Source organism: Ruegeria sp. CF5 (assembly GCF_056537325.1).
Genome location: NZ_JBQFRI010000002.1, coordinates 155,659 through 181,888, shown reverse-complemented (window position 1 = coordinate 181,888; position 26,230 = coordinate 155,659). Strand labels below are relative to the sequence as shown.

Genomic DNA, 26,230 nt, shown 5'->3' with positions numbered 1-26,230 from the left:
GTCTGACTAGGTCATCATCTCTTTGGTCGCGGTCAGGCTCAGGTCCGGATAGTCACGGACGACCCGGTCGATGTCCCATTGAAGGCGGGTCAGATAGACGATGTCGCCGTCATGGTCATGGGCGATGTGCTGCTTGTTGGCGTTGACGAACTTTTCGACCTCGGCCTTTTCTCCGCTGACCCAGCGGGCCGAGGTGAATTGCGAGGCTTCAAACCGCACGGGCAGGCCGTATTCCATCTCAATCCTGCTGGCGAGCACTTCGAATTGCAGCGCGCCGACGACGCCGACGATAAAGCCCGAACCGATTGAGGGCTTGAACACTTTGGCAGCACCTTCTTCGGCAAATTGCATCAGGGCCTTTTCCAGATGCTTGGCCTTCATCGGATCGCCCGCGCGAACACCCTGCAGCAGTTCAGGTGCAAAGGACGGGATGCCCGAGACGCGCAGTGCCTCGCCCTCGGTCAGGGTATCGCCAATGCGCAACTGGCCGTGGTTGGGGATGCCGATGATGTCACCGGCCCATGCCTCATCCGCCAGTTCCCTGTCGGAGGCGAGGAACAGCACCGGGTTCGAAATCGCCATCGGCTTTTTCGACCGCACATGGGTCAGCTTCATGCCGCGCTTGAAATGGCCGCTTGCCATACGCACGAAAGCCACGCGGTCGCGGTGCTTGGGGTCCATGTTGGCCTGCACCTTGAAAACAAAGCCCGCAACTTTCTTTTCGTCAGGTGAAATCTGACGCGGTTCAGCGGACTGAACTTGTGGTTGCGGGCCATAGGCGCCGATACCCTCCATCAGTTCCTTGACACCGAACGAGTTGATGGCCGATCCGAACCAGATCGGGGTCATGTGCCCCTCGAGCACCGCCTGCGGGTCGAGTTTGGGCAGCAATTCGCGTGCCATCTCGACCTCTTCCAGCAGTTTTTCCAACAGATGCTCGGGTACGTGTTCGGCCAGTTTCGGATCGTCCAACCCGTTGATTTCGATGCTTTCCGCCACTTTGTTGCGGTCGGCGCGGTCCATCAGCTCCAACCGGTCGCGCAGCATGTCATAGCAGCCGATGAAATCGCGACCCACGCCGATGGGCCACGCGGCTGGTGTGACGTCGATGGCGAGCATTTCCTGAATTTCGTCGATGATTTCGAACGTATCGCGGCTTTCGCGGTCCATCTTGTTACAGAAGGTCAGGATCGGCAAATCGCGCAGGCGGCAGACTTCGAACAGTTTCTGCGTCTGGCTTTCGACACCTTTCGCGCCATCGATCACCATCACCGCCGCGTCCACCGCCGTCAGCGTGCGATAGGTATCCTCGGAAAAGTCCGAGTGACCGGGCGTATCCACCAGATTGAACCGGAAGTTGTCATAGTCGAACGACATGGCTGATGCCGAGACCGAGATACCGCGATCTTTTTCCATTTGCATGAAGTCCGAACGCGTGCGCCGAGCCTCGCCCTTGGCGCGCACTTGGCCGGCCATCTGGATGGCGCCGCCGTACAGCAGGAACTTTTCGGTCAGCGTCGTTTTGCCCGCATCCGGGTGCGAGATGATGGCGAATGTTCTGCGCCGCGCAATCTCGGGCGGCAATACGGGTTGGTTCGTGGCGGTATCAAGCATGATCGCGCGTATAGGCGTGGAATCCTGCCGAGGCAAGACAAAGGGGGGTGGTTCGAATCATGTGGCTATGGCAATGAGAACATATTGTGAACAAATAATGGAGTGGACCAATGAATTTGAAAGAAATCGCTGACGAGCTGGTGGCCGGTTGCCGCGAAAACCGGGCCAAGGAGAATCTGGAAAAGCTTTATGCGCCGGATGCGGTCTCGGTCGAGGCGATGGAGATGGAAGGCATGGGGCGCGAAACCCATGGTCGCGACGCTATTCGTGGCAAGCACGAGTGGTGGGAAAGCGCGCATGAGGTGTCGGGCGCGTCGGTCAGCGATCCGTTTCCCCATGGCGATGACCGCTTTGCGGTGATCTTTGAAGTGCAGGGAAAGGTTAAGGAAACCGGCGAGGCATTCGATATGCGTGAAGTGGGCGTTTACCACGTCGCCGATGGCAAGATCGTCCGGGAAGAGTTCTTTTATTGAGAGCTGACTGCAATTCTGGCCTTCTTTGACGGGGCGGTGCTAGACATGCGGGCAACGACTGTCAGGGAGGGTCAGATGGACCTAGGAATTCAAGGAAAACGTGCGCTGGTCAGTGCCAGCAGCAAGGGGTTGGGTCTTGGCTGCGCCGAAGCACTGGCGGGTGCTGGAGCCAACCTTGTGATGAACGCGCGCGGCGCCGAGGCGCTGGAGGCCGAAGCGGCGCGGTTGCGGTCCGAGCACGGGGTTGAGGTGCAGACCGTCGCTTGCGACGTAACCTCGGCCGAAGGTCAGGCGCAGGTGATCGAAGCTGCGCAGGGTGTTGATATTCTGGTCACAAATGCCGGTGGCCCACCGCCCGGACTGTGGTCGGACTGGGATCGCGACGATTTCATCAAGGCGCTGGATGCCAACATGCTGACACCAATTGCATTCATGAAGGCATTGTTGCCGGGGATGATGGACAAGGGTTGGGGCAGGGTGGTGAATATCACCTCGCAATCCGTGCGCGCACCGATTGCCGCGCTTGGCCTTTCCAATGCGGCACGCACCGGGCTGACCGGGTATGTTGCGGGTACCTCGCGGCAGGTGGCGCCGCATGGAGTGACGATCAACAATCTGCTGCCGGGCATTCACGCCACGGACCGGGCGGATTCGCTGGACGGCGGCGTGGCGGCGCAAAAGGGGATTTCCATGGATGAGGCGCGCGCGGAACGTGCCGCGACAATCCCTGCGCGCCGCTATGGCACGCGGCAGGAATTTGGTGCGGCCTGCGCGTTCCTTTGTTCGCAACATGCCGGTTTCATCGTTGGGCAGAACATTCTGTTGGATGGTGGCGGAACCAACTTGACGATGTGACGATGGCGCAAAATTTCTCACTTAAAGATCAATTGTTTAATGCCGAAAAGACCCGCTATCTGGCGGGGCTTTTCGCCGAGGCTGAGCCTGGGTTTGATGCCGCGGTGTTTCAGGCGCAGGTCATGGATCGCCTGCCGGAGCTTGAGTTGAAGGAACGGATGGCGTGGATCGCCACCTGCCTACAGGCGGCAGTTCCGGGTGAATTGCCAGAGGTTGCCCCGGTGATCCTGCGCGCCCTGCCGCCGCCGCTGGACCCAAACAAGACGGATGACGATTTCGGTGACTTTATCTTTGCGCCGCTAGGGGATTGGGTTGCAGCGGTTGGTCTTGAGCATCCTGCGCTGGCGCTGGATGTGATCGAAGAGTTGACCCAGAGATTTTCGATGGAGTGGACGATCCGTCCGTTTCTGAACCAATGGCCGGATGTAGTGATGGCGCGGATGCAGGAGTGGTGCCTGCATTCCAGTTATCACGTGCGCAGGCTGGTCAGCGAAGGTACTCGGCCGCGCCTTCCCTGGGGAATGGCCGTTGGATTGGAGCTGAGCGATCCGCTGCCGTTGCTGGACCAGTTGCATGGAGATGGGACGCGGTATGTCACGCGGTCCATTGCAAACCACTTGAACGACATCGCAAAGAAAGACCCAGATCTTGTTCTGGATCGTCTGAAGGGATGGCGCGACGGAAATCGCCAGCGCCGGGACGAGTTGCAATGGATGACCTCTCATGCATTGCGCGGGTTGGTGAAGGCTGGCCACCCCGAAGCGATGAAACTGCTTGGTTTTGACCCTGATGCTGAACTAACAGTTTCGATCAGTCTGGACGGAGAGGCCAGGATCGGTGATGCGCTGGAGTTTTCGGTCGACATCAAGGGGCAGGGTGAACAGCCAGTTTTGGTCGATTATATCATTCATTTTCAGCGCCCTGGCGGCAAAACCTCAGCCAAGGTTCACAAACTGAAACAAGCCAAGGTAAAGGGCGGCGGCCTGAGGCTGGAAAAACGGCACAAGCTGAAGGGTGATGCGACGACGTTCAGGCTGGTGCCGGGGGCGCACAGGCTTGAGATACAGGTGAACGGACGGGTACGTGCAGGCCTGGATTTCGAACTTTTGGAATGATCCGGTCCGAAATTGCACGATGGGTGTTTCCGTGAAGGCAACAAGTTTCTACTCGGGTGAGACTAACGCGCCCGTCGTTGCACATCCGCGATCTGGTGGCGCACCGTGGTTCGGTTGCTGCTGACGCCTTGCGCCTGAGGGGATGGGTTGTTATCCCCGCGCAAGCCCGATGGATTTGATCGGGAAAGGCAATGGGGTCCATCGGTGACGGATAAGGCAATTCCTCCGCGTCTGGAAATCCGCAATCTTGTGTGCCGTTTTGGCGGGCGCACAGTCGTTGACGACGTTTCGCTGAGCATTCAGGCCGGTCAGGTAACCTGTCTTTTGGGGCCGTCCGGGTGCGGCAAATCTACGACGCTGCGGATGATCGCCGGGGTCGAGATGCAGGATTCCGGCGAAATCTATGTGGACGGCAAGCTTGTCTGCGACACGGTGTTTCGTGTGCCGCCCGAGCGGCGTGAAATTGGCCTAATGTTTCAGGACTTTGCCTTGTTTCCCCATTTGAGTGTTGCCGACAACGTGGCCTTTGGCCTCAAAGGCACCAAGGACGAAAAACGCGCGCGGGTCGAAGAGCTGTTGGCTAAGGTCGACCTGATGCGCTTTGTCGACGGATTTCCACATCAGTTGTCAGGAGGGGAACAACAACGGGTTGCCCTTGCGCGTGCTCTGGCGCCACGTCCGCGGATCATGTTGATGGACGAGCCGTTTTCGGGCCTAGACAATCGCTTGCGTGATGGCATTCGGGATGAAACGCTGGCCATTCTTAAAGAAGAGGATGCCGCTGTTCTACTGGTCACGCATGAACCGGAAGAGGCCATGCGCATGGCCGACGAGGTCGCGTTGATGCGGCGTGGCAAGATCGTTCAGCAGGGCGCGCCGTACAACGTCTATACTCGCCCTGTGGACAAAGAAGCGGTCGCATTCTTCAGTGATCTTAATGTCTTGCAGGCGCAAGTTAACGGAGCCCTGGCGGACACGCCGTTTGGACAGTTTCTAGCGCCGGGCGTTCCGGACGCTACGGATGTCGAGATCGTCTTTCGACCTCAGCACGTGAAGCTGGATTTCGACCGCAACGGTAAGGGCCCGATGCCGACGCCGAGCGATGGTGTGCCTGCACGGGGTGTTGTCGAGCGCGCCCGGTTTCTGGGCAACGAAAGCCTTGTGGAATTCCGTATGGATTTCGACGGCTCGATCCTGAAAGCTACTGTGCCGAACGTCTTTGTGCCGCAGCCGGGGCGGGTGATGTGGCTGACGGTGCGGCGCAACCGTTGTTTCGTGTTTCCGGCATGAGACAGAGCATTATGTAGTTTACCGGCAAGTGGTGCGCGAATGCCGCATATTGCGGGCAGGGTCAGCTTGCCGCGACGCGGGGGCGGGTCTATCAAGGGCCAAACCGCGGGTGGAGCAGGCTTTATGCGAATTCTTCTGACAAATGATGATGGAATCAACGCACCGGGGCTGGCTGCGCTGGAAGGTATTGCGCATGATCTGGCTGGTCCGGACGGCGAAGTCTGGATCGTTGCGCCTGCGTTCGAACAATCCGGTGTGGGGCATTGCATCAGCTATACCCATCCGATGATGATCGCCAAGCTGGGTGAACGCCGCTATGCCGCCGAAGGGTCTCCGGCCGATTGCGTTTTGGCGGGGCTGCATGACGTAATGAAAGACAATCCGCCGGATCTGGTTCTTTCGGGTGTCAACCGCGGCAATAACTCGGCCGAGAACACGCTGTATTCCGGTACGATCGGCGGCGCGATGGAGGCAGCGTTGCAAGGTTTGCCCGCGATCGCGCTTTCGCAATATTTCGGCCCACGTAATCTGGGTTTGGAAGATCCGTTCGAAACCGCGACGAGGTATGCGGCGGATCTGATCCGGCGCATTTTGGACGCGACACCCGAGGAGCAATCGGATTACCGGTTGTTTTATAACGTCAATTTCCCGCCGGTTCCTGCTGGTGAGGTTCTGGGAACGCGCGTTGTTCCGCAGGGCTTCCGGCGGGACACGCATTTCGGGGTTGAACCACACAGCTCGCCATCGGGCCGTCGTTTCCTGTGGATCAAGGGCGGTTATCAGCACAACCCGACTGCGCCGGGAACAGACGCCGCAGTCAACCTTGAAGGCTATATCTCGGTGACGCCGATGCGGGCGGATCTGACCGCGTATGACGCGCTGGAGACACTGAAGACAATCGAATGAGCGGACCAAGCCCTGAAACAAAAATGCAGTTTCTGTTCGCCCTGCGGTCGCGTGGGGTGACTGACGCGCGCGTGTTGGCCGCGATGGAGCAGGTCGACCGTGGTCAGTTCGTCAAAGGGCTGTTTTCCGAACGCGCCTATGAGGACACACCTTTGCCCATCGCCTGCGGGCAGACGATCAGCCAGCCGTCTGTGGTGGGACTGATGACGCAGGCACTGGAAGTTCGCCCAAGGGATACGGTTCTGGAGATCGGTACGGGCTCGGGCTATCAGGCAGCAATCCTGTCGAAGCTGGCGCGCCGGGTCTACACGGTCGAGCGTCACAAGCGGCTGGTGCGCGAAACCGGTCAGCTGTTCCGGGACCTTGGGATGACGAATATTACGGCAATGCTGTCCGACGGCTCACATGGTTTGCCTGAACAGGCGCCGTTTGACCGTATCATCGTGACTGCGGCGGCCGAAGATCCGCCCGGGCCGCTCTTGGCGCAGCTGAAAATCGGCGGTATCATGGTCTTGCCCGTGGGCCAGTCGGATGCGGTGCAGACCCTGATCAGGGTCAGACGCACTGAAACCGGTCTGGACTATGACGAATTGTTGCCCGTCCGCTTTGTTCCCCTGATCGAGGGGCTGGGTAAGGACGAGGTCTAGAAAGTTTCTGCTTTATGTGCCGAAACCCCGGCCAACAGGGGCGGCCTTTGAGGATAGAGAGATGAGAGCAGTTTCAAAATCAGGTATTTTTCGCCCTGCGACCGCGGTCGCGGGCTTGATGGCTCTGGCTGCTTGCGAAGGGCCGCTGGACTACGACCTGCGCGGTCAGCTGGGTGGTTTTTCCACCACCAACGCTGCGCAGACCGCCAGCACATCCAGCCGACCGGCACCGGATGCGCGTGGTGTGATCACGTATCCGAACTATCAGGTTGCGGTCGCAAAAAGCGGTGACACCGTCAGAGATGTCGCGGCGCGCGTTGGTCTGCCCGAAGGGGAACTGGCGCGATTCAACGGGTTGTCCACAGACGATGCGTTGCGAGAGGGCGAAGTGCTTGCCTTGCCGCGCTCGGTCGGCGGAGCGGCAGGCACTGTCGATATTGAGACTATCGCTACTACAGCCATCGATTCCGCTCCGGGCACGGAAGCGGTGCAGACGACAACGCTGGAACCGGCCAAACCCGCGCCTGCGCCGGTTGCGTCCGGCCCGGAACCCGTTCGACACAAGGTCAAACGCGGAGAGACGGCCTATACCATTGCGCGCCTCTATCAGGTGCCGGTCGAATCCCTGGCGGAATGGAACGGGCTGGGCTCGGATTTCATGGTACGCGAAGGGCAGTTCCTTCTGATCCCGGTCAAGAATCAGGCCGCGCCGCAAGCAACCGTGGCCCCGACGGTGGTCGAACCGACGTCGCAGCCGGGGCAGGGGTCGCAGACGCCGACGCCACCCAGTGCGACGCAACCATTGCCCGATGAAAATATCGCGCCGCTTACACCTGCGCCCGATGTGACCGCAGAGGCGCCCAGTGGCGCGGCAAATTCGGCGCTGGCTCTGCCGGTGTCCGGCAAGATCGTTCGGCCATACAGCAAGGGTAAGAATGAAGGCATCGACATCGCGGCAGCGCCGGGTACCGCAGTGACCGCAGCCGAAGCGGGAACCGTGGCGGCAATCACTGCTGATGCGGATCAGGTGCCGATCGTCGTGGTGCGGCACAAGAACGACCTGCTGACGGTTTATGCCAACGTCGATGCGATCTCGGTTAAAAAGGGCGATCGGGTCAAGCGCGGGCAAAAGATCGCGTCGCTGCGCGGCGGTGACAACGCCTATGTGCATTTCGAAGTGCGTCAGGGGTTCGAGTCAGTCGACCCCGAGCCCTATCTGAAGTAGCAAATTGGGGGCAATTCCTCCTGCGAGGGCATGCCGGGTCTTATGCCCGTCAGGCGTCTGGATCATAGTCGGCCAGACGTTTGCCGGGCTCATCGGCAAAGACCTCTGGCAATGGTGCGACGGCTTCGATCAGATCAATCCGGAACACACGGAACGCGTCACGCAACTCGCACCACGCGGTCAGTGTCCAGACGCGGCCCCAATATTCCATGTGCAGCGGGCGGATGATCCGGTCTGTGGAAACCCCGTCGATCCGGCGGTAGGACAGACGCAATTTCTGGCGTGACTTGATTGCGGCCCGAATCGGGGCCATGTGGGCCAGTCCACGCGCGGCATCGGCAAAGGGGTAGACCGCGAATTTCCAGGCATCAGCTTCGGCGACAACCTGTGTCGGCAGGACGGTATCAATCTTGTCGGCCAGAGATTCGGCTGCAGCTTTGAGGTCCGGGTCGGCGGCCTCGGCCACAATGGCCATCCCGAGGTTCAGCGCCTCCAACTCGGCCGGTGTCAGGTTGAGCGGGGGCAGGGTGATCTGTTCACGCACCATGTAGCCCACACCGCGTTCGCCCTCGACCGGGACGCCCGAAGCGACCAATGTGTCCATGTCGCGATAGATCGTGCGGACCGACACCTCAAGCCGGTCCGCGATGTCCTGCGCGCGGTGAAGTTTGCCATCGCGCAGAATCTGGATGATATCGAACAGACGGTCAGTGCGGCGCATGAAACGCCGTCCGGACCGGCTTTAGGCGGTCATGTTCCATAGCACGTTCTCATGACGCATCTGGACGCTGTCGGGGTTGATTACTGCCATCAGGGCCGGGGCAAAGTCCTGCTGCGGGAATTGCGCGGCAGCATCTTGCGCGGCCTTCATGTCTTTCCAGATGACATAATCGGTCCAGCGGCCATCCTCACCCTGACTCAATTGCCGATGGGCAAAACCGGGGGCAGCGCGGACAAAGGCCTCGGACGCCTGGCTGAGTTTAACGAACTCTTCCGGGGTGGTCCCATTGGCGAGGGTAAAGGTGACGATTTCTGCGACGTGGGTCATTTGAGTCTCCGTTGACCAGGTTTCGATGCCTCTTCCTAGCCACCCTCAACTGACATAAACCTGTCAGTTGAGGAAAGCGAGTCCCCAAAAATCGCGCGATCACATCAATTTTGAACGCCAATTTGATCTGCTTCCCTTTTGTGGGCGGCCATGGGGGCGTAAACACAGGTCGAAATCGAATTCACGGCGCGAACAGCGCCGACGCAAAAGGAGAAAAGACATGCTCAACAATATCGGTCTTCCCGGTCTTCTGCTGATCGCCGTTGTGGTGCTGGTTCTGTTTGGCCGTGGCAAAATCAGTTCGCTGATGGGCGAAGTGGGCAAGGGCATCACCTCGTTCAAGAAAGGCGTCAAAGAAGGCGCGGACGAACTGGAGCAGGATGCTTCGGAGCTGGCCAAGGACGTTACGCCCGAGACCGACAAGGACAAGGTCTGATCCGGCATGTTTGATCTGGGCTGGACCGAACTTCTGGTCATTGGCGTCGTCGCCCTGATTGTGGTGGGGCCAAAGGACTTGCCGGTGCTGTTCCGCAACGTCGGCCGCTGGGTGGGCAAAGCCCGGGGTATGGCGCGCGAGTTCAGCAACGCGATGAACGAAGCGGCGGACGAGGCTGGCGTGAACGAGATCCGCAAGGGTCTGAACGCGGCGACGAATCCGGTCGGTACCGCAATGGACAGCGTCAAGGAAGCGGCGCAGGACATGGCGAAAAGCATTGATCCAACCAAGTTCGACTCGGAAAGCGAGACCGGCAAGCTGGCCGCTGAACGGGCCGAGCAAGCCAAGAAAATTCAGGCCACCACTGCCCGCGCCGCTGCGGAACGGAAGGCCCAGGAAGCCGCTGATGCCCTGGCCAAGGCCGAAGAAGCCGAAGCCGCGCTGAACACTGAAAGCAAGACATGACCAACACCGACGAGATCGAGGATTCCTCGGCCCCATTGATTGAGCATCTGGCCGAGTTACGCACGCGGCTGATCCGCGCGGTCATTGCGTTTATTGTCGGCATCGTTGTGGCGTTCACAGTTGCGGAGCCGATCCTGCAGTTTTTGGTGCAACCGATCGAGGCAACGTTGCGCGAACTGGGTGATCCATCACCGACACTGCAATACACCTCACCGCAGGAATACCTGTTTACGCTGTTCCGGATTTCCATGGTTTTCGGGTTTGCATTGGCGTTTCCGGTGATTTCGTATCAGCTGTGGCGTTTTGTGGCGCCGGGGCTGTATCGATCTGAAAAGGGCGCGTTCCTGCCGTTTCTGATCGCGTCACCGTTCATGTTCCTGCTGGGTGCTGCCTTTGCTCAGTTTGTGGTCACGCCGTTGGCGATGCAGTTCTTTCTGGGCTTTGCGGACGTCAGTTCGATTTTTGCCAACCTTCTGTCGGCGACGACCGGTGATGTTCCGGAAGAGATCGTGGTCGTTCCGGAAACCACTGAAGGTGTGAAGATCACGTTCTTCGGCAAGGTTAACGAGTCGCTCGATATTACGCTGAAGTTCATCCTTGCCTTTGGTTTGTGTTTTCAGTTGCCTGTTCTGCTGACGCTTATGGGCAAGGCCGGGCTGGTCAGCGCAGAGGGGCTGGGCAGTGTTCGAAAATATGCGATGGTGGGCATTCTGGTCTTGGCCGCGCTTGTCACGCCGCCGGATGTGATCACTCAAATCATCCTGTTTGTTGTCGTCTATGGCCTTTACGAAGTGTCGATCTTCCTTGTCGCGCGGGTCGAAAAGAAGCGTGAGGCGCAATTGCGGGCCGACGGCTACTATGACGATGAAGAGGCCGAGGATGAGGCCATGATGGCAGAGTCCGAATCTGACAAGTAATCAATTCGGACAATCAGAAAGCAGGCGCACCGTTCCCGGTGCGCCTTTTTCTTTTGAACCCTTGTTGTGAGCGGCGGAACGTGGTTTGAAACCCGCCAGTCAGACCGGAGGAGCGCATGGACGACCAATCCCTGAACCGTATCGCAGAAGCACTGGAACGGATGGTCCCGGCGCCTCTGGCCGCGCCTGATTTCAATTCCGCCCCGGCATTCGTGTGGCATGTTGAACCGGATCGACTGGAACCGGTGGTGCAGGTCAACCGGGTCGATCTGGACCTGCTGGTGGGCATCAACCGGTCCCGCGATACTCTGCTGGATAACACGCGGCGGTTTGCAGCCGGGTTCAAGGCCAACAATGCGCTGCTCTGGGGTGCGCGCGGTATGGGGAAATCCAGTCTGGTCAAATCCGTGCACGGAACACTTCAGACCGAACACCCCAATCTGAAGCTGGTCGAGCTTCAGCGCGAGGATATGGGCTCGGTCGCGCGTCTGCTGAACCATCTGCGCGCCGCGCCCTACCGCTTTATCCTGTTCTGCGATGACCTGTCATTCAGTCACGATGATCAGCATTACAAGTCACTAAAGGCCGTGCTGGACGGGGGCATCGAAGGGCGGCCCGAAAACGTGGTGTTTTATGCCACCTCAAACCGCCGCCACCTGATGCCGCGCGACATGATCGAAAACGAGCGCTCCAGCGCCATCAACCCCTCTGAGGCAGTCGAAGAGAAGGTGTCGCTATCGGACAGGTTTGGCCTGTGGTTGGGTTTTCACCCCTGCGATCAGGATGAATATCTGGCAATGATCGACCGGTATTGCGCGGCGTATGGTGTGCAAGTCGAACCAGAAGCCCTCCGCGCCGAAGCCATCGAATGGCAGGCAACGCGCGGCGCCCGTTCAGGACGTGTTGCCTGGCAGTTCTTTGTCGATCTGGCAGGGCGCAACGGCGTTCATATCCAATAGTAACAGTCCAACAGGCAGCGCGACCCGCAACGTCTTCTCGTTCCAGTTACGGCTGCCAGAGGCATGGCCCGGAACGGGCCATCCTACAACAGCGCGAGAATGCGCTGTGCCTCGTCAGCCGGTTTAGCGAGAACCGATCGGTCTTCACCAGGATGGAAACGGGCCCGCAAAGCGGTCGCCATGGGCTCTGGTTCGATGATCTTCACGCGCGGGCCAGTGCGTACCGTTTCAGCGGCCCAGCTGCGTGCCAGCGCCATCTGCGACGCCTTGGTTGCGCCATAGGTGCTGAAGAATTTCTCGCCCGCCTTCGGGTCGTCAAAAAACACAGCCTGTCCCGTTTCGCCCAAAAGCGGGGCGACATAGGGGATCAGAACCGACGTGGCCGTCGCGTTCACGTCCACCGACTTTTTCCAGTCCTTGGGGTCGATAAACGGCGCAGGGGTCAGGGGGGCTGTGTGGATAGCCGTGTGCAACCACAGATCCAGTTTGCCCCACCGATCATGAATACCACGGCACAGCGTGGCCATCGCGTTGGGGTCGGTAATATCCATCGGTGCCAGTGTCGCGGACCCGCCTTTCGCCTGAATGCGATCGTCCAGTTCCTCCAGCCCGCCGGTGGTTCGGGCAACGGCGATGATATGGTATTGGGGTGCCAGCGCCTCGGCCAGGGCTGCGCCCAATCCGCGTGAGGCCCCGGTGATGAGGGCAAGTTTGGTCTGATCGGTCATAGGCGGGGTTTGAACCGATGCGCACGGAGCGTCAAGTCAGGATCAGCGTCCGGGGATGGCGATCCGCTTTGTCTGGCCGCTTTGTCGCAGCATGACGCCGTGTTCGTCGATCGCAACGACTGTGCCCGAAGCCACGCGGCTGCCCGGTTTAACTTCTTTGACACGGCCAGATGACAGGCGCATCAGCGCCCGCATGTTGGTTTTTGAGCCAAAGACTCCCAAAACGGAAACCGAGCTCTTCTTGAGCGCGCCCTTTTGCGTGGCCGCGCTTTTGACGGTGGCGTTTGACATGGTTCGTGGCCCGAACGGCATTCGGACCCCTTGTTTTATGAGTGGTGTTAGCCGCCGGTTATCAAATCGGGCAGGGGAACAAAAGTCTTGTCGGGGGCGGTAAGACACCACGCGGAGAGCGCGTAGGGAAGCCTTTGCAAATGCACTCTGTTCATCGAAGAGTTGTAGGCGGAAATGTACCGAAAGGTACTAAACAGGTATTACAGAAAACGGGCGTCAGAGTGTTCCAACGCCCGTTCGGGATGTCGATTCGCCGTCTTTGAATCAGGTCCTAACCATTGGAATTTCCGGCAGACGCCTCGAAGTCCGGTTATTGGTAGACCGCTTCAGCCAGAGGCCAGTTTTGCAGCGTTCCACGACCCGCCGACGACCTGCATGTCCTGTTTCTTTTTGCTTGCGCGGCTGCTGTTTTCCAGACTGTCCAGATACTCGCCGTCGACGCCGGTTACGTAATTGCCGTCAAAGCACGAGCAGTCGAAAGCCTCGATCTCGGGGTTGCCTTCCTTGGCGGCCCAGATCAGATCGTCAAGGTTCTGATAGAACAGCGCATCCGCGCCTAGTTCCTGCCGGATATCCTCGATCTCTTTGCCATTGGCGATCAGTTCATGCCGTGTGGGCATGTCGATGCCATAGACATTGGGATATTTCACGGGGGGAGAGGCGCTGGCGATATAGACCTTCTTTGCACCGGCCTCGCGGCACATCTGCACAATCTTCTTGATCGTGTTGCCGCGTACGATGGAATCGTCGATCAGCAGCACATTATGCCCGGCAAATTCCAGCGGCACGGCGTTCAGCTTGCGGCGCACGGATTTCTGCCGCTCCTCCTGACCGGGCATGATGAAGGTACGGCCAACGTAACGGTTCTTTACCAGACCCTCGCGGTAGGGGATGCCGGTGATCTTGGCGGCCTCCAGTGCGACTGGGCGGGCGCTGTCGGGGACAGGGATGATCCGGTCGATCTCAAGCCCCGAATCCTGAATTTGCTTCGCCAGCGTCTGCCCCATGCGCATCTGGGTCTTGTAGACCGACACGCCATCCAGCAGCGAATCCGGGCGGGCCAGATAGACATATTCGAAAATGCAGGGGGTCAGCTTGCCTTCGACCGCCTGGAATTCATGCATATTGCCGTCGAGGTCGATCAGGATCGCCTCGCCCGGGTTCAGGTCGCGCAGCTTGTCGAATCCGTTGATGCCAAAAGCCACGTCCTCGGACGCAAAGGCATAATCGTCACCGTCCCCCGGAGCCTCGCGCCGGGCCACCGACAGCGGGCGGATGCCGTTGGGGTCGCGGAAGGCCAACATGCCGACGCCAGCGACCAGACAGATCACCGAATAGGCCCCCTGCACCCGCTCCATCGTCATCTTGACGCCCGCAAACAGGTTGCGGATCGGGTCGGCATTGCCGTTCACCTTGATCGCATCGGCCACCTTGTCGGCCAGCACGTTCAGCAGAACCTCGGAATCCGAGGTGGTGCGCAGGTGGCGGCTGTATTTTGCAGTGACCTTCTCGCGCTGTTCTTCGGTGTTGGTGATATTGCCGTTATGAACCAGGTAGATGCCGTAGGGCGCGTTGACGAAGAACGGCTGTGCCTCGGACGCGCTGAGCGACCCGGCGGTGGGATATCGCACATGCCCGATCCCGACCTTGCCCAATAGCGTTTCGGCGTCGCTGGCACCAAACACGTCCTTGACCAGACCGTTGGCCTTGCGTTCCCGGAAAAACTCGCCCGTATAGGTGACGATACCCGAGGCGTCCTGACCCCGGTGCTGCAGCATCAGCAGCCCGTCATAGATTTCCGCAAAGACATCATCTGTCCTGTTTGCGATCCCCAAAATCCCACACATATACGGGCTCCAATTTCTATGACGTTGTTGCGCTGAGTTTGACCGGCTTTTCGGATCGGTTTGTCCACCCGTCAGGAACCTTGCCTGCAAGTGGGGCTGTTTCACATGCCCAGACAACTGATATCACTGCGACGAGCGCACATGAAAACAGAAAGAACAAGACCGGCAGCTCCGATTCCGTGGCGGGTTTGGCACTCACATAATGCCTCAGACGGCCCATGTCACCAAAGGATCACATTTGTTGCAGCCGCAACATGCGCGAAACCCGATAATGCACAGGCTTTGCCAATAAATAATGACAAAACAAGCGGTATGTGCTGTCATATTGTAGAAGTGGTCTTGAACGGGTGATCAGCGGGCAGGCAGGACGTACCGATGTGGGAACACAAGCCGCAAGGACGTAAGGACGAGCCGGTAAAAAGGCGGTGCCATCGGTGTCGCGGGTCGGGACGCGCTCCTTGTCAGATTTGCAATGGAACCGGGCAGGTGTTCAAGGGCACGGATATCTATGGCAACAGGCAATACAATCAATGCAGCGGTTGTTTTGGCCTGAAGAGCACCCGGTGTTCGATTTGTGGTGGTGAAGGATTCATCAACAGTTGAACGACAGGACGGCTGGGCAAAACGTCTTGGGTCCAAATGGGAATGCCCGGCGAAATGCCGGGCATTTGTGAAACAACAAAGAACCTGCGATGGCGTGTTTGTCGGTTCCGACTGTGATTACTGTTCCTGAAGGCCTTCGTTGCAGCTGCCGACCAGTTCTTCGTACTGGCGGGTGACCCAGCCAAGGGCGGCTTCGGGGTTCTGCTCTTCGATCTTGTCGCTCATCTGTTGAAAGACCTGAGCCGAACGGCTGTCATCAACGATCGTGTAATTCTGACCGGTCATTACGGTGTCGTAGACAAAGAACGCGATAGCCACCAACAAAATGCCGCGTGCGATGCCAAAGAAGAACCCGAGCGCCTGATCCAAGCCGCCAAGCGCGGAACGTTGCACCAACGAAGAAAACAGGGGCGTGAAGATGCTGACAACGATCAGGGCAACAGCAAACACCGCCGCGAACGAGGTGATGACGGCCAGTTCACAACTGTCGCGCAGGAACTCTCCGACAACCGGTATTTCCTTGACCAGAGGCATTGCCTGAGGCGCAAAGATAAACGCAAGAACGGCTGCCGCCACCCATCCGGCGATCGCGAGAACTTCACGAACGAGGCCGCGGGAATAGGCCAGCAGGCCTGATACGACGACGATCAGGGCAACGACCCCGTCAATTATTGTAAAACCTTCCATGGCCCTCGCCTGTTCTTTTTCTGCCCCTCGGACGGGATACTACCCCGCTCCGAAGGTTTCGCCAACAAACCCCACCAAATCGCTGGGCCGGGTAAGTGACAGACCTGCCACAGTACCGGTCTTGCCGCCTGCCGGAGCGATTGCCGCTGTGAAACCAAGTTTTTGCGCTTCTTTCAACCTGTTTTCGGTCTGAGGGGCGGGTCTGAGGGCACCTGAGAGTGAAATTTCACCAAAAACCACGGTATCGGCGGGCAAGGCGGTGTCTTCTCGTGCACTCAACAGGGCGGCGGCAACTGCCAGATCGGCGGCAGGTTCGGAAATTTTCAAACCACCAGCGACATTTAGATATACATCCAGCCCCGCAAAAGGGATGCCGCAGCGGGCTTCGAGCACGGCGAGAATCATGGCCAGTCGACCGCTGTCCCAGCCTACGACGGTGCGTCGTGCCTGTGAATGAGGAGAGGGTGCGACGAGCGCCTGCAATTCGACCAGAACCGGGCGCGTGCCCTCGATCCCTGCAAAAACGGCCGAGCCGGGGCTGGGCGCACCGCGTTCGGACAGAAAAAGGGCCGAAGGGTTGCGAACCTCGGTCAGCCCGCCGCCGGTCATTTCGAAGACGCCGATCTCGTCAGCGGGACCAAAGCGGTTCTTGACCGCGCGCAAGATGCGGAACTGATGCCCGCGCTCGCCTTCAAAGTACAGGACGGTGTCCACCATGTGTTCCACCACGCGCGGACCGGCGATCTGGCCTTCTTTGGTGACATGACCGACCATGACGATCGAAACGCCGTGTCGTTTGGCAAACGTAGTCAGCTCATGCGCCGCCGCGCGAACCTGACTGACCGAGCCGGGGGCGCTATCTACATTGTCGGCCCACATCGTCTGGATCGAGTCGATGATCGCCAGACCCGGCTTTTCCGCCTCGAGCGTCGTGAGGATGTTGCGCAGGTTGGTTTCGGCGGCCAGTTGCACCGGCGCATCGGTCAGACCCAGTCGCCGCGCCCGCATACGGACCTGAGCGCTGGCTTCTTCCCCGGACACATATATCGTTTTGAGGCCGGACCGCGCGAACCGCGCCGCAGCCTGCAGCAAAAGGGTGGATTTGCCGATACCCGGATCACCCCCCACCAATATTGCCGAGGCAGGAACCAGGCCACCGCCCAGCACCCGGTCCAACTCGTCCACGCCGCAGATTGTGCGCGGAGGTGGGGCCTCTTCGGTGGACAGATCGCCAAGCGGCACGGGCTGGCCGCGCCTGGCGCCAAGGGTTTTGGACGCGGGGCCGGAGGACAGGGGAACATCCTGAGAAATGGTATTCCACTCGCCGCATGCGTCGCATCGTCCGGACCATCGGGAATGCGCCGCACCACAGGCAGAGCAGGAGAAGGATTTTGTCTTAGCCATGCGGCCCTTGGTGCACGAGGAAGGGCTGTTCTTCAAGCCCTTGCGGGCGTTGTGGCGCGCTGCGTCCTCAGCGCCGTTAACAGGGCCGCGCGTGACCTATTCAGCCGCGCGGGGGGATGGCATTGCAATGATGCTGGCGGCTGTGGGATCAGTGCCGTCCGGCGGGGGCTGAAGCTGAGCCGACAGTTCCGGAAGAAGCTCGAACAACTCATCCCTGAGACGGCCAAGTTGCGATTTCGCGATCGATTCCTCGATCTCGACATCCCGTGTCCACTGGCGCAATTCGTGCATGATGATCTGCGCTTCTTCAATGCGCTCCTTGAAAAGTTCGATTTCTTCCTGCCGTTGCTTCAGGAACGTGCGTGCCCGGTTCACCTTGGTTTCACCATAGACGTCGGCCAGTTCGTGGCTGATCTGGCTCATCTGTGCCGCCAGTTCCAGCACCTCGGGTTCCAGTCCCTGCAGGTCGGGGTGATCGCGCATAAAGGCCATTCTCTCTTTCACCGCGTCGAATTCGGATGCCAATGAGAACACGCCACTGCGGTCAGCCGCATGAGCCACCTGATAGGCATTCACGACGTCCTGCATTTGCAGGGCAAACTTTCGGTGCGCATTTTCCAGCGCCATCATTCGCCCGTTGGCAGGCAGATAAAAGGCCAGCATCAGGACCAGGCAGGTCACGCCGATCTGAATATAAGCCCCCGCATTGGGTATTGCGGTCTCTCCGATCCCGGCCTGCATCGAAAGCCATGGCCAGATGCCAATTGCCGAGAGAAGCGTGGCCGTCACGGAAAACAGAGCGGCGGCGCAGATGAGGAAAAAAGTTATGCGTAGGAAGATGCTTTGAAGCTGCAGTGTCATTGTGTGGAAGGCGGCCATAGCTGTCCTTCTCCTTTCGAAACCGGCTTTGAACCGGACCCGGGAGCGGAGAGTGCATGTGCCTAACAATACGATCCGCGACGGATCCATAACTAATAATAAACAGCTGCTCGAATAGGGATGATCGTACTCAAATTATTGAATTCGATCAATCAGGCCTGATCATTTCGTGATTTGAGTTGCATTTCCGTAACGTGACCCAACGCGATAGAGGCCAGAATGCATCCTGTAAACAGATAAAGGCCCCATGCGGTTTCGATGGTCGCGTAGGAAATGCCCTTGGCCAGGGTGATGTAAAGCGCGATCAGAAAAATGTCGGCCATGGCGAGTTTACCGAGGATGTGCAGGGCGGGTTGAACCCGTGCGTCCAGCAGATCCCATTGGATCAGCGCGGTGCCGATGGTTTTTATATAGGGCGCAAAAAGGGCAAAGGCAGTAACGACCAACGCAAGGAAGACATCCGAGCGCCAGAGGGACTGCAAGCCAGTGATCACGCTGATCTCGCTGAGGCCAAAGATCGGCAGTAAACCTGCGCGCATCAACGGGGCGAACCACGCGATGGGGTAGAGGATCAGGAGCGAGAGTGTGGCGATGCGAAGCATGTGATTTGCGTTGATGCTGTCAAATATTGCTCAGCAATAAAACCACAAAGAAAACTATCCAGATAGCCGAAATGGCTAAGTTCCATTTCTTAGGTGACTGAACTCTTTCAAGGAGCTTTTTGTGCATCTGTGCCGCGCCGATAGATACGCCCAATGCCGCAACACCTTCCGCTGCAAATTTTGCGTTCGGAAATGCAAAGAGAACGAGATGTGCAAGCGCCACTCCAACTAAGCCGAAGAGTGCAAAAACGTACACTGGCTTCTGAAAAAGTATCCCAGCTTGTAAGCGGTTTACTGTGATCCAAGAAAAAAATACAACTATCCCGTACGAACCAGAGGCAGAGCTGAGTAGATTGCCGCCAACACTACTCACCGCACCGCCTCAATCGGCCCTTCCGCACTCCCGCTGATGAACTGCTCCAGATACGGATCGCCCGAGGCATCCATCTGTCCCACAGGACCGGTCCATTGAATCACACCATCATGCAGCATCGCCACATTGTCGGCAATTGCGCGGACGGAGCTCATGTCGTGAGTGATGGTCATCGCGGTGGCGCCCATCTCGGTCACGATTTCGCGGATCAGGTCGTTGATGACGCCGGACATGATCGGATCGAGGCCGGTGGTTGGCTCGTCGAAAAAGATAATCTCGGGCTCAGCGGCGATGGCGCGGGCAAGGCCCACACGTTTCTGCATGCCGCCGGACAGTTCCGACGGATACAGGTCGGCCACCTTGGCGCGCAGGCCCACGCGGCGCAGCTTGTCGATGGCGATCTCGCGTGCTTCGTCCACCGGGCGCTTCAGCGACCCGCGCAGCAGTCGGAAGGCGACGTTCTGCCAGACGGGCAGCGAGTCGAACAAGGCGCCGCCCTGAAACAGCATTCCAAAGCGCGCCAGAAAGGCGTCGCGGTCGCCTTTGGATGCGTCTTTGCCGTCGACATAGATATTGCCGCTGTCCGGTGTAATCAGCCCCAGAATACACTTGAGCGCAACAGACTTGCCCGTGCCCGACCCGCCGATGATGACCATCGAGGTGCCCTTGGGAATCTCAAGGTTCATACCCTGCAGGACAAGGTTATCGCCAAAGGCTTTATGTACGTTCTCCATCCGGATCATAGCGAGAAGAACACCCCCGTAAGCACGAAGTTGGCGGCAAGGATCAGAACGGCGGCGGCCTCGACCGAGCCCTTGGTGGCCCGGCCCACGCCCTGTGCACCGCGGCCTGAGGTCATGCCGTAATAGCAGCCCATGATGGCGGCGATCATGCCGAATACAGCGCCCTTGACCAATGACGAGACGATATCGCGGGTTTCAAGGAAATCCACGGTGTTCTGCAGATAGGCCGACGGGTTGAAGCCAAGGTTCTGGGTCGCCACGACATACCCTCCGGCGATGCCGATGATGTCGCCAACGCCGACAAGCACCGGTACCGTGATCAGCGCGGCCAGAACGCGGGGCGCGGTCAGGTATTTCATCGGATGCGTGGACAGGGTGACCAGCGCGTCGATCTGTTCGGTCACTTTCATCGTCGCGATTTCCGCCGCGATCGACGACGTGACCCGGGCGGCGATCATGAGGCCGACCAGAACGGGGCCAAGTTCACGCACCATGCCGATGGCGACGATCTGAGGCACCACCGCCTCGGCGTTGAAACGTGCGCCGCCGGCGTAGATCTGCAGGGCCAATGCGCCACCGGTAAAAATTGCGGTCAGCCCGACCACCGGTAGCGACAGCCAGCCGATGTTCAGCAGGGCCATGCCGAATTCACGCGGGTAAAACGGCGGGCGAAAGATGTGCGACACCGCATCCAGGGCAAACAGGGCAACCCGACCAAAGGCGGCCAGAACGGTCAGTACCGTCCGGCCCAGCCCGGCGAGCGCGGCAAGAGGGTTCATTCCACGTAGCCCCGTGAATACCTGGCACCCATCGACGTCAGGATTTCATAGCCGATCGTGCCCGCCGCTTCGGCCAGATCGTCGACGGTCTGGTGTCCGTTGAGAATGCGGAGCCGGTCCGGTTCATAGTCGAGGTCGGTTACGTCAACGGTGATCAGGTCCATCGAGATGCGGCCGACGACCGGGCAGGGGTGATCACCCGCAAAGGTGTCAATCCCGCCGCCGATTGCGCGATGCAGGCCGTCTGCGTAACCGGCTGAAACCGTTGCGATCTTGGACGGGCGGCGCGCAGTCCATGTGTTGCCATAGCCAACGGTCTCGCCCACAGCAACGTCGCGGATTTGAATGACTGGCAGGTCCACTGTCACGACGGTCTTGGCCTCGGCAAATGGCAAGCCGCCGTACAGGCCGATACCGGGGCGGCAGAAATCAAAATGGAATTCGGGGCTAAGCAATGTGCCACCCGTCGCCGCCAGAGAGCGCGGCGCCTGAATACCGTGTGTCATTTCCCGGAACGCATGCAATTGCTGCTGGTTCATCGGATGGTTTGGTTCGTCAGAGCAGGCCAAATGAGACATGACGACCTTGGGATTCAGCGGCAGGGCCTTGTGGCGCAACTCGGCCCAGTCGGCGCGCTCCAGCCCCAGCCGGTTCATTCCGCTGTCCAGCTGTATACCGAACGGATGATCCGGCAAAGCTTCGAGGTGTCGCTGAAACTGCGCCGGAGAGTTGATCAGCGGCGTCAGGTCATGCTGACGCAAAAGATCGGCGTCGCCCTCCATATGACCCGAGAAAACGGCAATCAAAGGGCCGGGACCCAGCGCGTCGCGCACGGCAACGCCTTCTTCGGCTGCGGCTACAAAAAACTTGCGTGCGCCAGCTTCGGCAAGGGCGCTGGAAACCGGTCCGGCGCCCAGACCGTAGGCATCGGCCTTGACCACGGCGCCGGTTTCGACACCCGTCTTCGCGTCAAGCGCCCGCCAGTTCTGGGCGAGCGCCATAAGATTGATCGTCAAACGTGCAGTACTCATGCCCCGTTCATGACATCGCAACGCGGCAGGTCAAGAGGGAAAGCCTCAATTTCCAGAGGGTTTGTGCGCGTCATAAGCTGCTTCCAGCTCACCCCTTAGAAAATCCGCAAACAATAAGGGCTCAAAGCGGGGTTCCCCGGTTCCGGGCAAGGGTTCGATCATTGTATTCACATGAGGATCAAAGAAGAACGGAACGCTATATCGTTCACGACCGGAACGGTTGATGACGCGGTGCGGGGTGGACAGAAGCCGCCCGTTGCTCATCCGGTGCAGCATATCGCCGACATTGACGACAAACGCACCGGGACGGGTGGGCACGTCGACCCAGTTACCTGCAGGCGTTTTGACCTGTAAACCGCCCACATTGTCCTGCGACAGCAATGTCAGGCAGCCGAAGTCTGTATGCGGGGCCGAGCCGAAAAGATCGTCGGGGCTGGCATCCGGCTGGGGTGGATAGTGAAGCAGTCGCAGCCAGATCGTCGGTTCGTCGAAGGCGTCAAGCGTGGAAGTGTCGGCAACATCAGCAGCTTGCAGGGCGATCCTCATCAATCTGCGGCCCAGATTCGACATCTCGTCTGTATAGGCCTGCAACGTTTCGCGAAACCCGGGCAGATCGGGCCAGCGGTTCGGGCCTGACAGATAGACGTCCGGGTCGGCCTTTTCGTCCTCGCGCATCATCATGAAGCTTGCGGACTGGTTTGGTTTGGTAACGTCCGCCAAGGTTGAGTTGACGTCCGTAGAGGTGTTGATCGGGATGTAACCGCGATGGCTGCGGTCAACGGTGATCGCCATCTTGTTTTCCAATGGCAGCGCATGGAACCGCTGGGATGCGTCATAGACGGCCTCGACCAGAGCCGGATCTATGCCGTGGTCTTCGATATAGCCGAAACCGGTGGTGCCATAGGCCGCGCGAAACTCGGCGGCGATTTCGGAATCGGTACGGTTACCCAACCGAATGACGGGGATTTCTGTGAATTCAGTCATATCTTTCTCGCTTTGAATTGGATTGTCGCAGGGGCGGTTTGCGCCCCCGGGCTATCCGGCAAAGCGTTTCCGGCGGTGGCCGAAATGCCGCGCGAGAATTTCACGACGCGGCAGAGGGGAAAGATACATCATCATGGGGTGATCTGTGCCGCAGCGTTCAAATCAGGTCAAGGGGATTGCGCGTACTTGGGTAACGAAGTGAGATGCCGGGATGGAAACGATGGACATCGCCACTGCTTTGATCCTGCTGCCAGTTGGCATTCTGGCCGGTGCCCTGAACGCTGTGGCCGGAGGGGCAACGTTTTTCACCTTTCCCGCGCTGATGGCCGTTGGCTTGCCGCCAATGACCGCCAACGCCACAAATTTTGTTGCTTTGGTACCGGGAAATCTTGCCGCCTTACCTGCGTTTCGGGTCGAGTTGAAAGCCATGCGCACTGCCATCCTGCCTTTGCTGTTTGTCTGCGGTGGAGGGGGAGTTGTCGGGGCAATTGCTCTTTTGTGGTTTGGGAACAGTGTGTTCGAAGACCTTGTTCCTTGGTTGATGGGTTTTGCGACCCTTCTATTTGCAGTGGCGCCTGCCTTGCGTCGCCGAATCTCGGGTCAGGCGGCCGGAAAGGCCGTAATCTGGCCCACACTGTTTCTTTTTTCGGTCTACGGAGGGTACTTCGGGGCAGGGCTGGGGCAAGTCATGCTGGCGGCCCTTATCCTCGCGGGCTACGACGATTTTCATCGCGCCAACGCGCTGAAAAATGCTGTGGTTGGATGGGTCAGCATTTTGGCGGTCGGAATCTACGGGCTTGGTGCGGCCATTGCATGGCCGCACGCGCTGATCATGATGGTTGGTGCCACGATAGGTGGATATGGCGGCGGAGTGGTGTCCAGACACGTACCGCAACAGGCCTTGAGGCTGATCGTGATTGCGTTTGGCGCGCTACTGACCGGGTATTATTTTATGACCGGTTAATAGCCTTCGATCTGACCGCCTTGCTGCCACGGTTTCACCAGATTGCCAAAACGGGTGAACTGGGCCTCGAAGGAGAGTTCGACCGTGCCGATGGGGCCGTGGCGCTGCTTTCCGACGATAACTTCGGCTTTGGCGTGCAGGCGTTCCATGGCCTGCTTCCACTCTTCCATCTTTTCCAGCTCGTGATCACCGGGCTTTTCCCGCTCTTTGTAGTACTCCTCGCGGAACACAAACATCACAACGTCGGCGTCCTGTTCGATTGAGCCCGATTCCCGCAGGTCAGACAGCTGCGGGCGTTTGTCGTCGCGGTTTTCGACCTGACGGCTGAGCTGGGACAAAGCAATCACCGGGATGTTCAGTTCCTTGGCGATGGCCTTCATACCCATTGAAATCTCGGCAATCTCGTTGACGCGGTTGTCTGCCATGCCACGGCAGAGCTGCAGATAGTCGATCACGAGAAGGTCCAGCCCATGCGTCCGCTTCAACCGGCGCGCGCGGGCGGCCAGCTGCGAGATCGGCAGGGCCGGGGTGTCGTCAATAAACAAGGGGCAGGCCTCGAGTTCTTTGGCGGCATCGACGAAGCGGCGGAACTCGGCCTCGGTCATGTCACCCTGACGGATCTTGTGGCTGGAAATCTCGGACGCTTCGGCCAGAACACGACCCGCCAACTGCTCGGCGCTCATTTCGAGAGAAAAGAAGCCAACCACGCCGCCGTCAATCGCACCCTCGGTGCCGTCCGGTTTCAGGCCACGCTTGTAGGCTTTGGCGACGTTGAACGCCACGTTGGTCGCCAACGAGGTCTTCCCCATAGACGGGCGCCCCGCAAGGATGATCAGGTCCGAAGGATGCAGGCCACCCAATTGCTTGTCGAGGTCGGCCAGACCGGTGGAAATCCCCGCCATGCCGCCACCGCGCTGGTACGCTTCGTTGGTGACGTTGACGGCTTCTGTGACCGCCTTGAGGAAGGATTGAAAACCCTGTTCGGTCTGGCCCTGCTCGGATAACTGATAAAGTTGCTGCTCGGCCTCGACGATTTGTTCTTTTGGTTCGCTGGAAACTTCAACCCGCGCCGCCTTGTCCGAGATGTCGCGGCCCAGCCGGATCAGCTCGCGCCGGATGGCAAGGTCATAGATCATCTGGGCGTAGTCATGCACGGCAAAGGCACTGATCGACGCGCCCGCCAGTTTGACAAGATAGGCGGGCCCGCCCAGTTCCTTCAGACCCTCATCTTCGGCCATGAAGGATTTCAGCGTCACAGGCGAGGCCAGCGCATTCTTGGCGATGCGAGCGGCGGCAACCTCATAGATGCGGGCGTGAACCGGATCGTAAAAATGATCGGCCCCGATGACTGACGCGACCCGGTCATATAGGTCGTTGTTTGTAAGGATCGCACCCAGAAGCTGCTGCTCGGCCTCAATGGAATGCGGCATGGTTTCGGCATTTTGAATCCGAGCTGCCGCCTGCTCGATACTGCTTATCTCGTTCATTGCTGCTCTCACCGTCCCTTGGACAGAGGCCATAACGCGGCGCCGTGAGTCGGCGCAAATTGTATGTTTTCTGGGGATATGCTGTGCATATCTCTAACTTCCCTCATATTGAAGGATCGAGGGGCACTACGTCAACATATTGTGTGGGAAACGCCAGCCGAGGGCGAAGCGTTTCCGTTTCGGCAACAGTTTTCGTCACGTCAGGATTTGCGGGCTTCCTGCCATGCACGAGGATCGTTCAGAAACGCCTGGACCCCATCCAGGGTTTCCTGATCGAATGATCCTTGTGCCTTGGCCTCGGCCAGAACATCCCACCAGGTGCAGAGGTGATGCAACTGAACACCATGATCTCCCAGCGTTTTTTCTGTCTCCGGGAAGATGCCGTAATAGAAGATCACGGCGGTGTGGGCACAGGTCGCACCGGTATCGCGGATCGCATCGACAAAGCTGAGTTTCGAACCGCCGTCGGTGGTCAGATCCTCGACCAGCAGCACCCGCTCACCTTCGCTCATCGCGCCTTCGATGCGGGCGTTGCGGCCATAGCCTTTGGGTTTCTTGCGCACATAGGTCATGGGCAGGGCCATGCGCTCGGCCACCATCGCAGCGAAAGGAATGCCTGCGGTTTCCCCCCCGGCGATGTTGTCGAACGCTTCGAAACCCGCATTGCGCATCACGGTGACGGTCAGGAAGTCCATCAGGGTCGAACGGATACGCGGGTACGAGATCAGCTTGCGGCAGTCGATATAGGTCGGGCTGGGCAGGCCGCTTGCCAGAGTGAATGGCTCGCGCGCGTTGAAATGCACGGCCTTAATTTCCAAAAGCATCCGCGCCGTGAGGCGGGCGATTTCCGTGGCGTCAGGGTAAGAACTGGGGATCAT

Annotated in this window: 29 protein-coding genes; 12 read left to right on the top strand and 17 right to left on the bottom strand. The window is 59.0% G+C overall.

From position 1 onward, the window contains the following. Positions 1-6: 6 nt before the first annotated feature. Positions 7-1,614: a peptide chain release factor 3 gene (locus ACR0NW_RS07120; RefSeq protein ID WP_480449778.1), complete on the bottom strand. Its 1,608-nt coding sequence runs from the start codon at positions 1,612-1,614 to the stop codon at positions 7-9. Between the two features lie 110 nt (positions 1,615-1,724). On the opposite strand from ACR0NW_RS07120, the gene ACR0NW_RS07115 reads away from it, so the two are divergent. The 7 genes from ACR0NW_RS07115 (at position 1,725) to ACR0NW_RS07085 (ending at position 8,125) form a co-directional block, all read left to right on the top strand. After that, on the top strand, positions 1,725-2,087 hold the full coding sequence (locus ACR0NW_RS07115; RefSeq protein WP_170652208.1) for a nuclear transport factor 2 family protein: 363 nt from the start codon (positions 1,725-1,727) through the stop codon (positions 2,085-2,087). 75 nt (positions 2,088-2,162) lie between these two features. Further along, positions 2,163-2,942 carry an SDR family oxidoreductase gene (locus tag ACR0NW_RS07110; RefSeq protein ID WP_480449777.1) on the top strand — a complete coding sequence of 260 codons (780 nt, stop codon included), beginning with the start codon at positions 2,163-2,165 and terminating at the stop codon, positions 2,940-2,942. A gap of 2 nt (positions 2,943-2,944) precedes the next feature. Beyond that, positions 2,945-4,057, top strand: coding sequence for a hypothetical protein (locus ACR0NW_RS07105; protein WP_480449776.1), 1,113 nt, complete (start codon positions 2,945-2,947; stop codon positions 4,055-4,057). A 231-nt stretch (positions 4,058-4,288) separates the two neighbouring features. Next, positions 4,289-5,347: an ABC transporter ATP-binding protein gene (locus ACR0NW_RS07100; RefSeq protein ID WP_480450165.1), complete on the top strand. Its 1,059-nt coding sequence runs from the start codon at positions 4,289-4,291 to the stop codon at positions 5,345-5,347. Positions 5,348-5,470: 123 nt separating this feature from the next. Further along, positions 5,471-6,253: a 5'/3'-nucleotidase SurE gene (gene surE / locus ACR0NW_RS07095; protein WP_480449775.1), complete on the top strand. Its 783-nt coding sequence runs from the start codon at positions 5,471-5,473 to the stop codon at positions 6,251-6,253. Further along, positions 6,250-6,900: a protein-L-isoaspartate(D-aspartate) O-methyltransferase gene (locus ACR0NW_RS07090; RefSeq protein ID WP_170652216.1), complete on the top strand. Its 651-nt coding sequence runs from the start codon at positions 6,250-6,252 to the stop codon at positions 6,898-6,900. The genes surE and ACR0NW_RS07090 overlap by 4 nt, the downstream gene beginning before the upstream one ends. Positions 6,901-6,961: 61 nt before the next feature. Next, the gene (locus ACR0NW_RS07085) at positions 6,962-8,125 is read left to right on the top strand and encodes a LysM peptidoglycan-binding domain-containing protein (RefSeq protein WP_480449774.1); all 1,164 of its coding nucleotides are present in this window, start codon (positions 6,962-6,964) and stop codon (positions 8,123-8,125) included. Positions 8,126-8,174: 49 nt separating this feature from the next. Here the strand turns inward: ACR0NW_RS07085 and ACR0NW_RS07080 are convergent, their stop codons facing one another. Beyond that, entirely contained in the window at positions 8,175-8,846 is a 672-nt protein-coding gene (locus ACR0NW_RS07080; protein ID WP_480449773.1) for a helix-turn-helix transcriptional regulator, read from the bottom strand. Between the two features lie 21 nt (positions 8,847-8,867). After that, positions 8,868-9,173 (bottom strand): hypothetical protein, encoded by a 306-nt coding sequence (locus tag ACR0NW_RS07075; protein WP_480449772.1) that lies wholly within the window; start codon positions 9,171-9,173, stop codon positions 8,868-8,870. Positions 9,174-9,393: 220 nt separating this feature from the next. Here ACR0NW_RS07075 and ACR0NW_RS07070 point away from each other — a divergent pair, with 220 nt between their 5' ends. From ACR0NW_RS07070 to ACR0NW_RS07055, 4 genes are all read left to right on the top strand, one after another. After that, positions 9,394-9,609: a twin-arginine translocase TatA/TatE family subunit gene (locus ACR0NW_RS07070; protein ID WP_074734275.1), complete on the top strand. Its 216-nt coding sequence runs from the start codon at positions 9,394-9,396 to the stop codon at positions 9,607-9,609. 6 nt (positions 9,610-9,615) lie between these two features. Next, positions 9,616-10,074 carry a Sec-independent protein translocase protein TatB gene (gene tatB / locus ACR0NW_RS07065; RefSeq protein WP_170652223.1) on the top strand — a complete coding sequence of 153 codons (459 nt, stop codon included), beginning with the start codon at positions 9,616-9,618 and terminating at the stop codon, positions 10,072-10,074. After that, positions 10,071-10,991 (top strand): twin-arginine translocase subunit TatC, encoded by a 921-nt coding sequence (tatC, locus tag ACR0NW_RS07060; protein WP_170652226.1) that lies wholly within the window; start codon positions 10,071-10,073, stop codon positions 10,989-10,991. The genes tatB and tatC overlap by 4 nt, the downstream gene beginning before the upstream one ends. Before the next feature lie 116 nt (positions 10,992-11,107). Beyond that, positions 11,108-11,950 (top strand): ATP-binding protein, encoded by an 843-nt coding sequence (locus ACR0NW_RS07055; RefSeq protein WP_480449771.1) that lies wholly within the window; start codon positions 11,108-11,110, stop codon positions 11,948-11,950. Positions 11,951-12,033: 83 nt separating this feature from the next. Here the strand turns inward: ACR0NW_RS07055 and ACR0NW_RS07050 are convergent, their stop codons facing one another. The 12 genes from ACR0NW_RS07050 to ACR0NW_RS06995 form a co-directional block, all read right to left on the bottom strand. Then, entirely contained in the window at positions 12,034-12,678 is a 645-nt protein-coding gene (locus ACR0NW_RS07050; RefSeq protein WP_480449770.1) for an SDR family NAD(P)-dependent oxidoreductase, read from the bottom strand. Between the two features lie 42 nt (positions 12,679-12,720). Continuing rightward, positions 12,721-12,969 (bottom strand): hypothetical protein, encoded by a 249-nt coding sequence (locus ACR0NW_RS07045; protein ID WP_170652232.1) that lies wholly within the window; start codon positions 12,967-12,969, stop codon positions 12,721-12,723. A gap of 326 nt (positions 12,970-13,295) precedes the next feature. Then, complete coding sequence (gene purF, locus ACR0NW_RS07040) at positions 13,296-14,816, bottom strand: amidophosphoribosyltransferase (RefSeq protein WP_480449769.1); 1,521 nt, start codon at positions 14,814-14,816, stop codon at positions 13,296-13,298. Between the two features lie 720 nt (positions 14,817-15,536). Continuing rightward, entirely contained in the window at positions 15,537-16,106 is a 570-nt protein-coding gene (locus ACR0NW_RS07035; protein ID WP_170652236.1) for a CvpA family protein, read from the bottom strand. A gap of 39 nt (positions 16,107-16,145) precedes the next feature. Further along, positions 16,146-17,510, bottom strand: coding sequence for a DNA repair protein RadA (gene radA / locus ACR0NW_RS07030; RefSeq protein ID WP_170652238.1), 1,365 nt, complete (start codon positions 17,508-17,510; stop codon positions 16,146-16,148). 96 nt (positions 17,511-17,606) lie between these two features. Next, entirely contained in the window at positions 17,607-18,389 is a 783-nt protein-coding gene (locus tag ACR0NW_RS07025) for a kinetochore Spc7 family protein (RefSeq protein ID WP_480449768.1), read from the bottom strand. A gap of 152 nt (positions 18,390-18,541) precedes the next feature. Further along, positions 18,542-18,991, bottom strand: a complete 450-nt coding sequence (locus ACR0NW_RS07020; RefSeq protein WP_480449767.1) for a paraquat-inducible protein A — start codon at positions 18,989-18,991, stop codon at positions 18,542-18,544. A gap of 19 nt (positions 18,992-19,010) precedes the next feature. Continuing rightward, positions 19,011-19,364 (bottom strand): hypothetical protein, encoded by a 354-nt coding sequence (locus ACR0NW_RS07015; protein ID WP_480449766.1) that lies wholly within the window; start codon positions 19,362-19,364, stop codon positions 19,011-19,013. Next, positions 19,361-20,107, bottom strand: coding sequence for an ABC transporter ATP-binding protein (locus ACR0NW_RS07010; RefSeq protein ID WP_480449765.1), 747 nt, complete (start codon positions 20,105-20,107; stop codon positions 19,361-19,363). Before ACR0NW_RS07010 ends, ACR0NW_RS07015 begins: the two co-directional genes overlap by 4 nt. Next, complete coding sequence (locus ACR0NW_RS07005; protein WP_170652248.1) at positions 20,104-20,886, bottom strand: MlaE family ABC transporter permease; 783 nt, start codon at positions 20,884-20,886, stop codon at positions 20,104-20,106. Before ACR0NW_RS07005 ends, ACR0NW_RS07010 begins: the two co-directional genes overlap by 4 nt. Next, entirely contained in the window at positions 20,883-21,917 is a 1,035-nt protein-coding gene (gene alr, locus ACR0NW_RS07000) for an alanine racemase (protein ID WP_480449764.1), read from the bottom strand. The genes ACR0NW_RS07005 and alr overlap by 4 nt, the downstream gene beginning before the upstream one ends. Positions 21,918-21,962: 45 nt before the next feature. Continuing rightward, on the bottom strand, positions 21,963-22,901 hold the full coding sequence (locus tag ACR0NW_RS06995; protein WP_480449763.1) for an isopenicillin N synthase family dioxygenase: 939 nt from the start codon (positions 22,899-22,901) through the stop codon (positions 21,963-21,965). Between the two features lie 211 nt (positions 22,902-23,112). Here ACR0NW_RS06995 and ACR0NW_RS06990 point away from each other — a divergent pair, with 211 nt between their 5' ends. After that, on the top strand, positions 23,113-23,865 hold the full coding sequence (locus ACR0NW_RS06990; protein ID WP_480449762.1) for a sulfite exporter TauE/SafE family protein: 753 nt from the start codon (positions 23,113-23,115) through the stop codon (positions 23,863-23,865). Here the strand turns inward: ACR0NW_RS06990 and ACR0NW_RS06985 are convergent. Then, on the bottom strand, positions 23,862-25,352 hold the full coding sequence (locus tag ACR0NW_RS06985; RefSeq protein ID WP_170652256.1) for a replicative DNA helicase: 1,491 nt from the start codon (positions 25,350-25,352) through the stop codon (positions 23,862-23,864). The genes ACR0NW_RS06990 and ACR0NW_RS06985 overlap by 4 nt on opposite strands. Before the next feature lie 200 nt (positions 25,353-25,552). Next, complete coding sequence (locus tag ACR0NW_RS06980) at positions 25,553-26,230, bottom strand: orotate phosphoribosyltransferase (RefSeq protein WP_170652258.1); 678 nt, start codon at positions 26,228-26,230, stop codon at positions 25,553-25,555.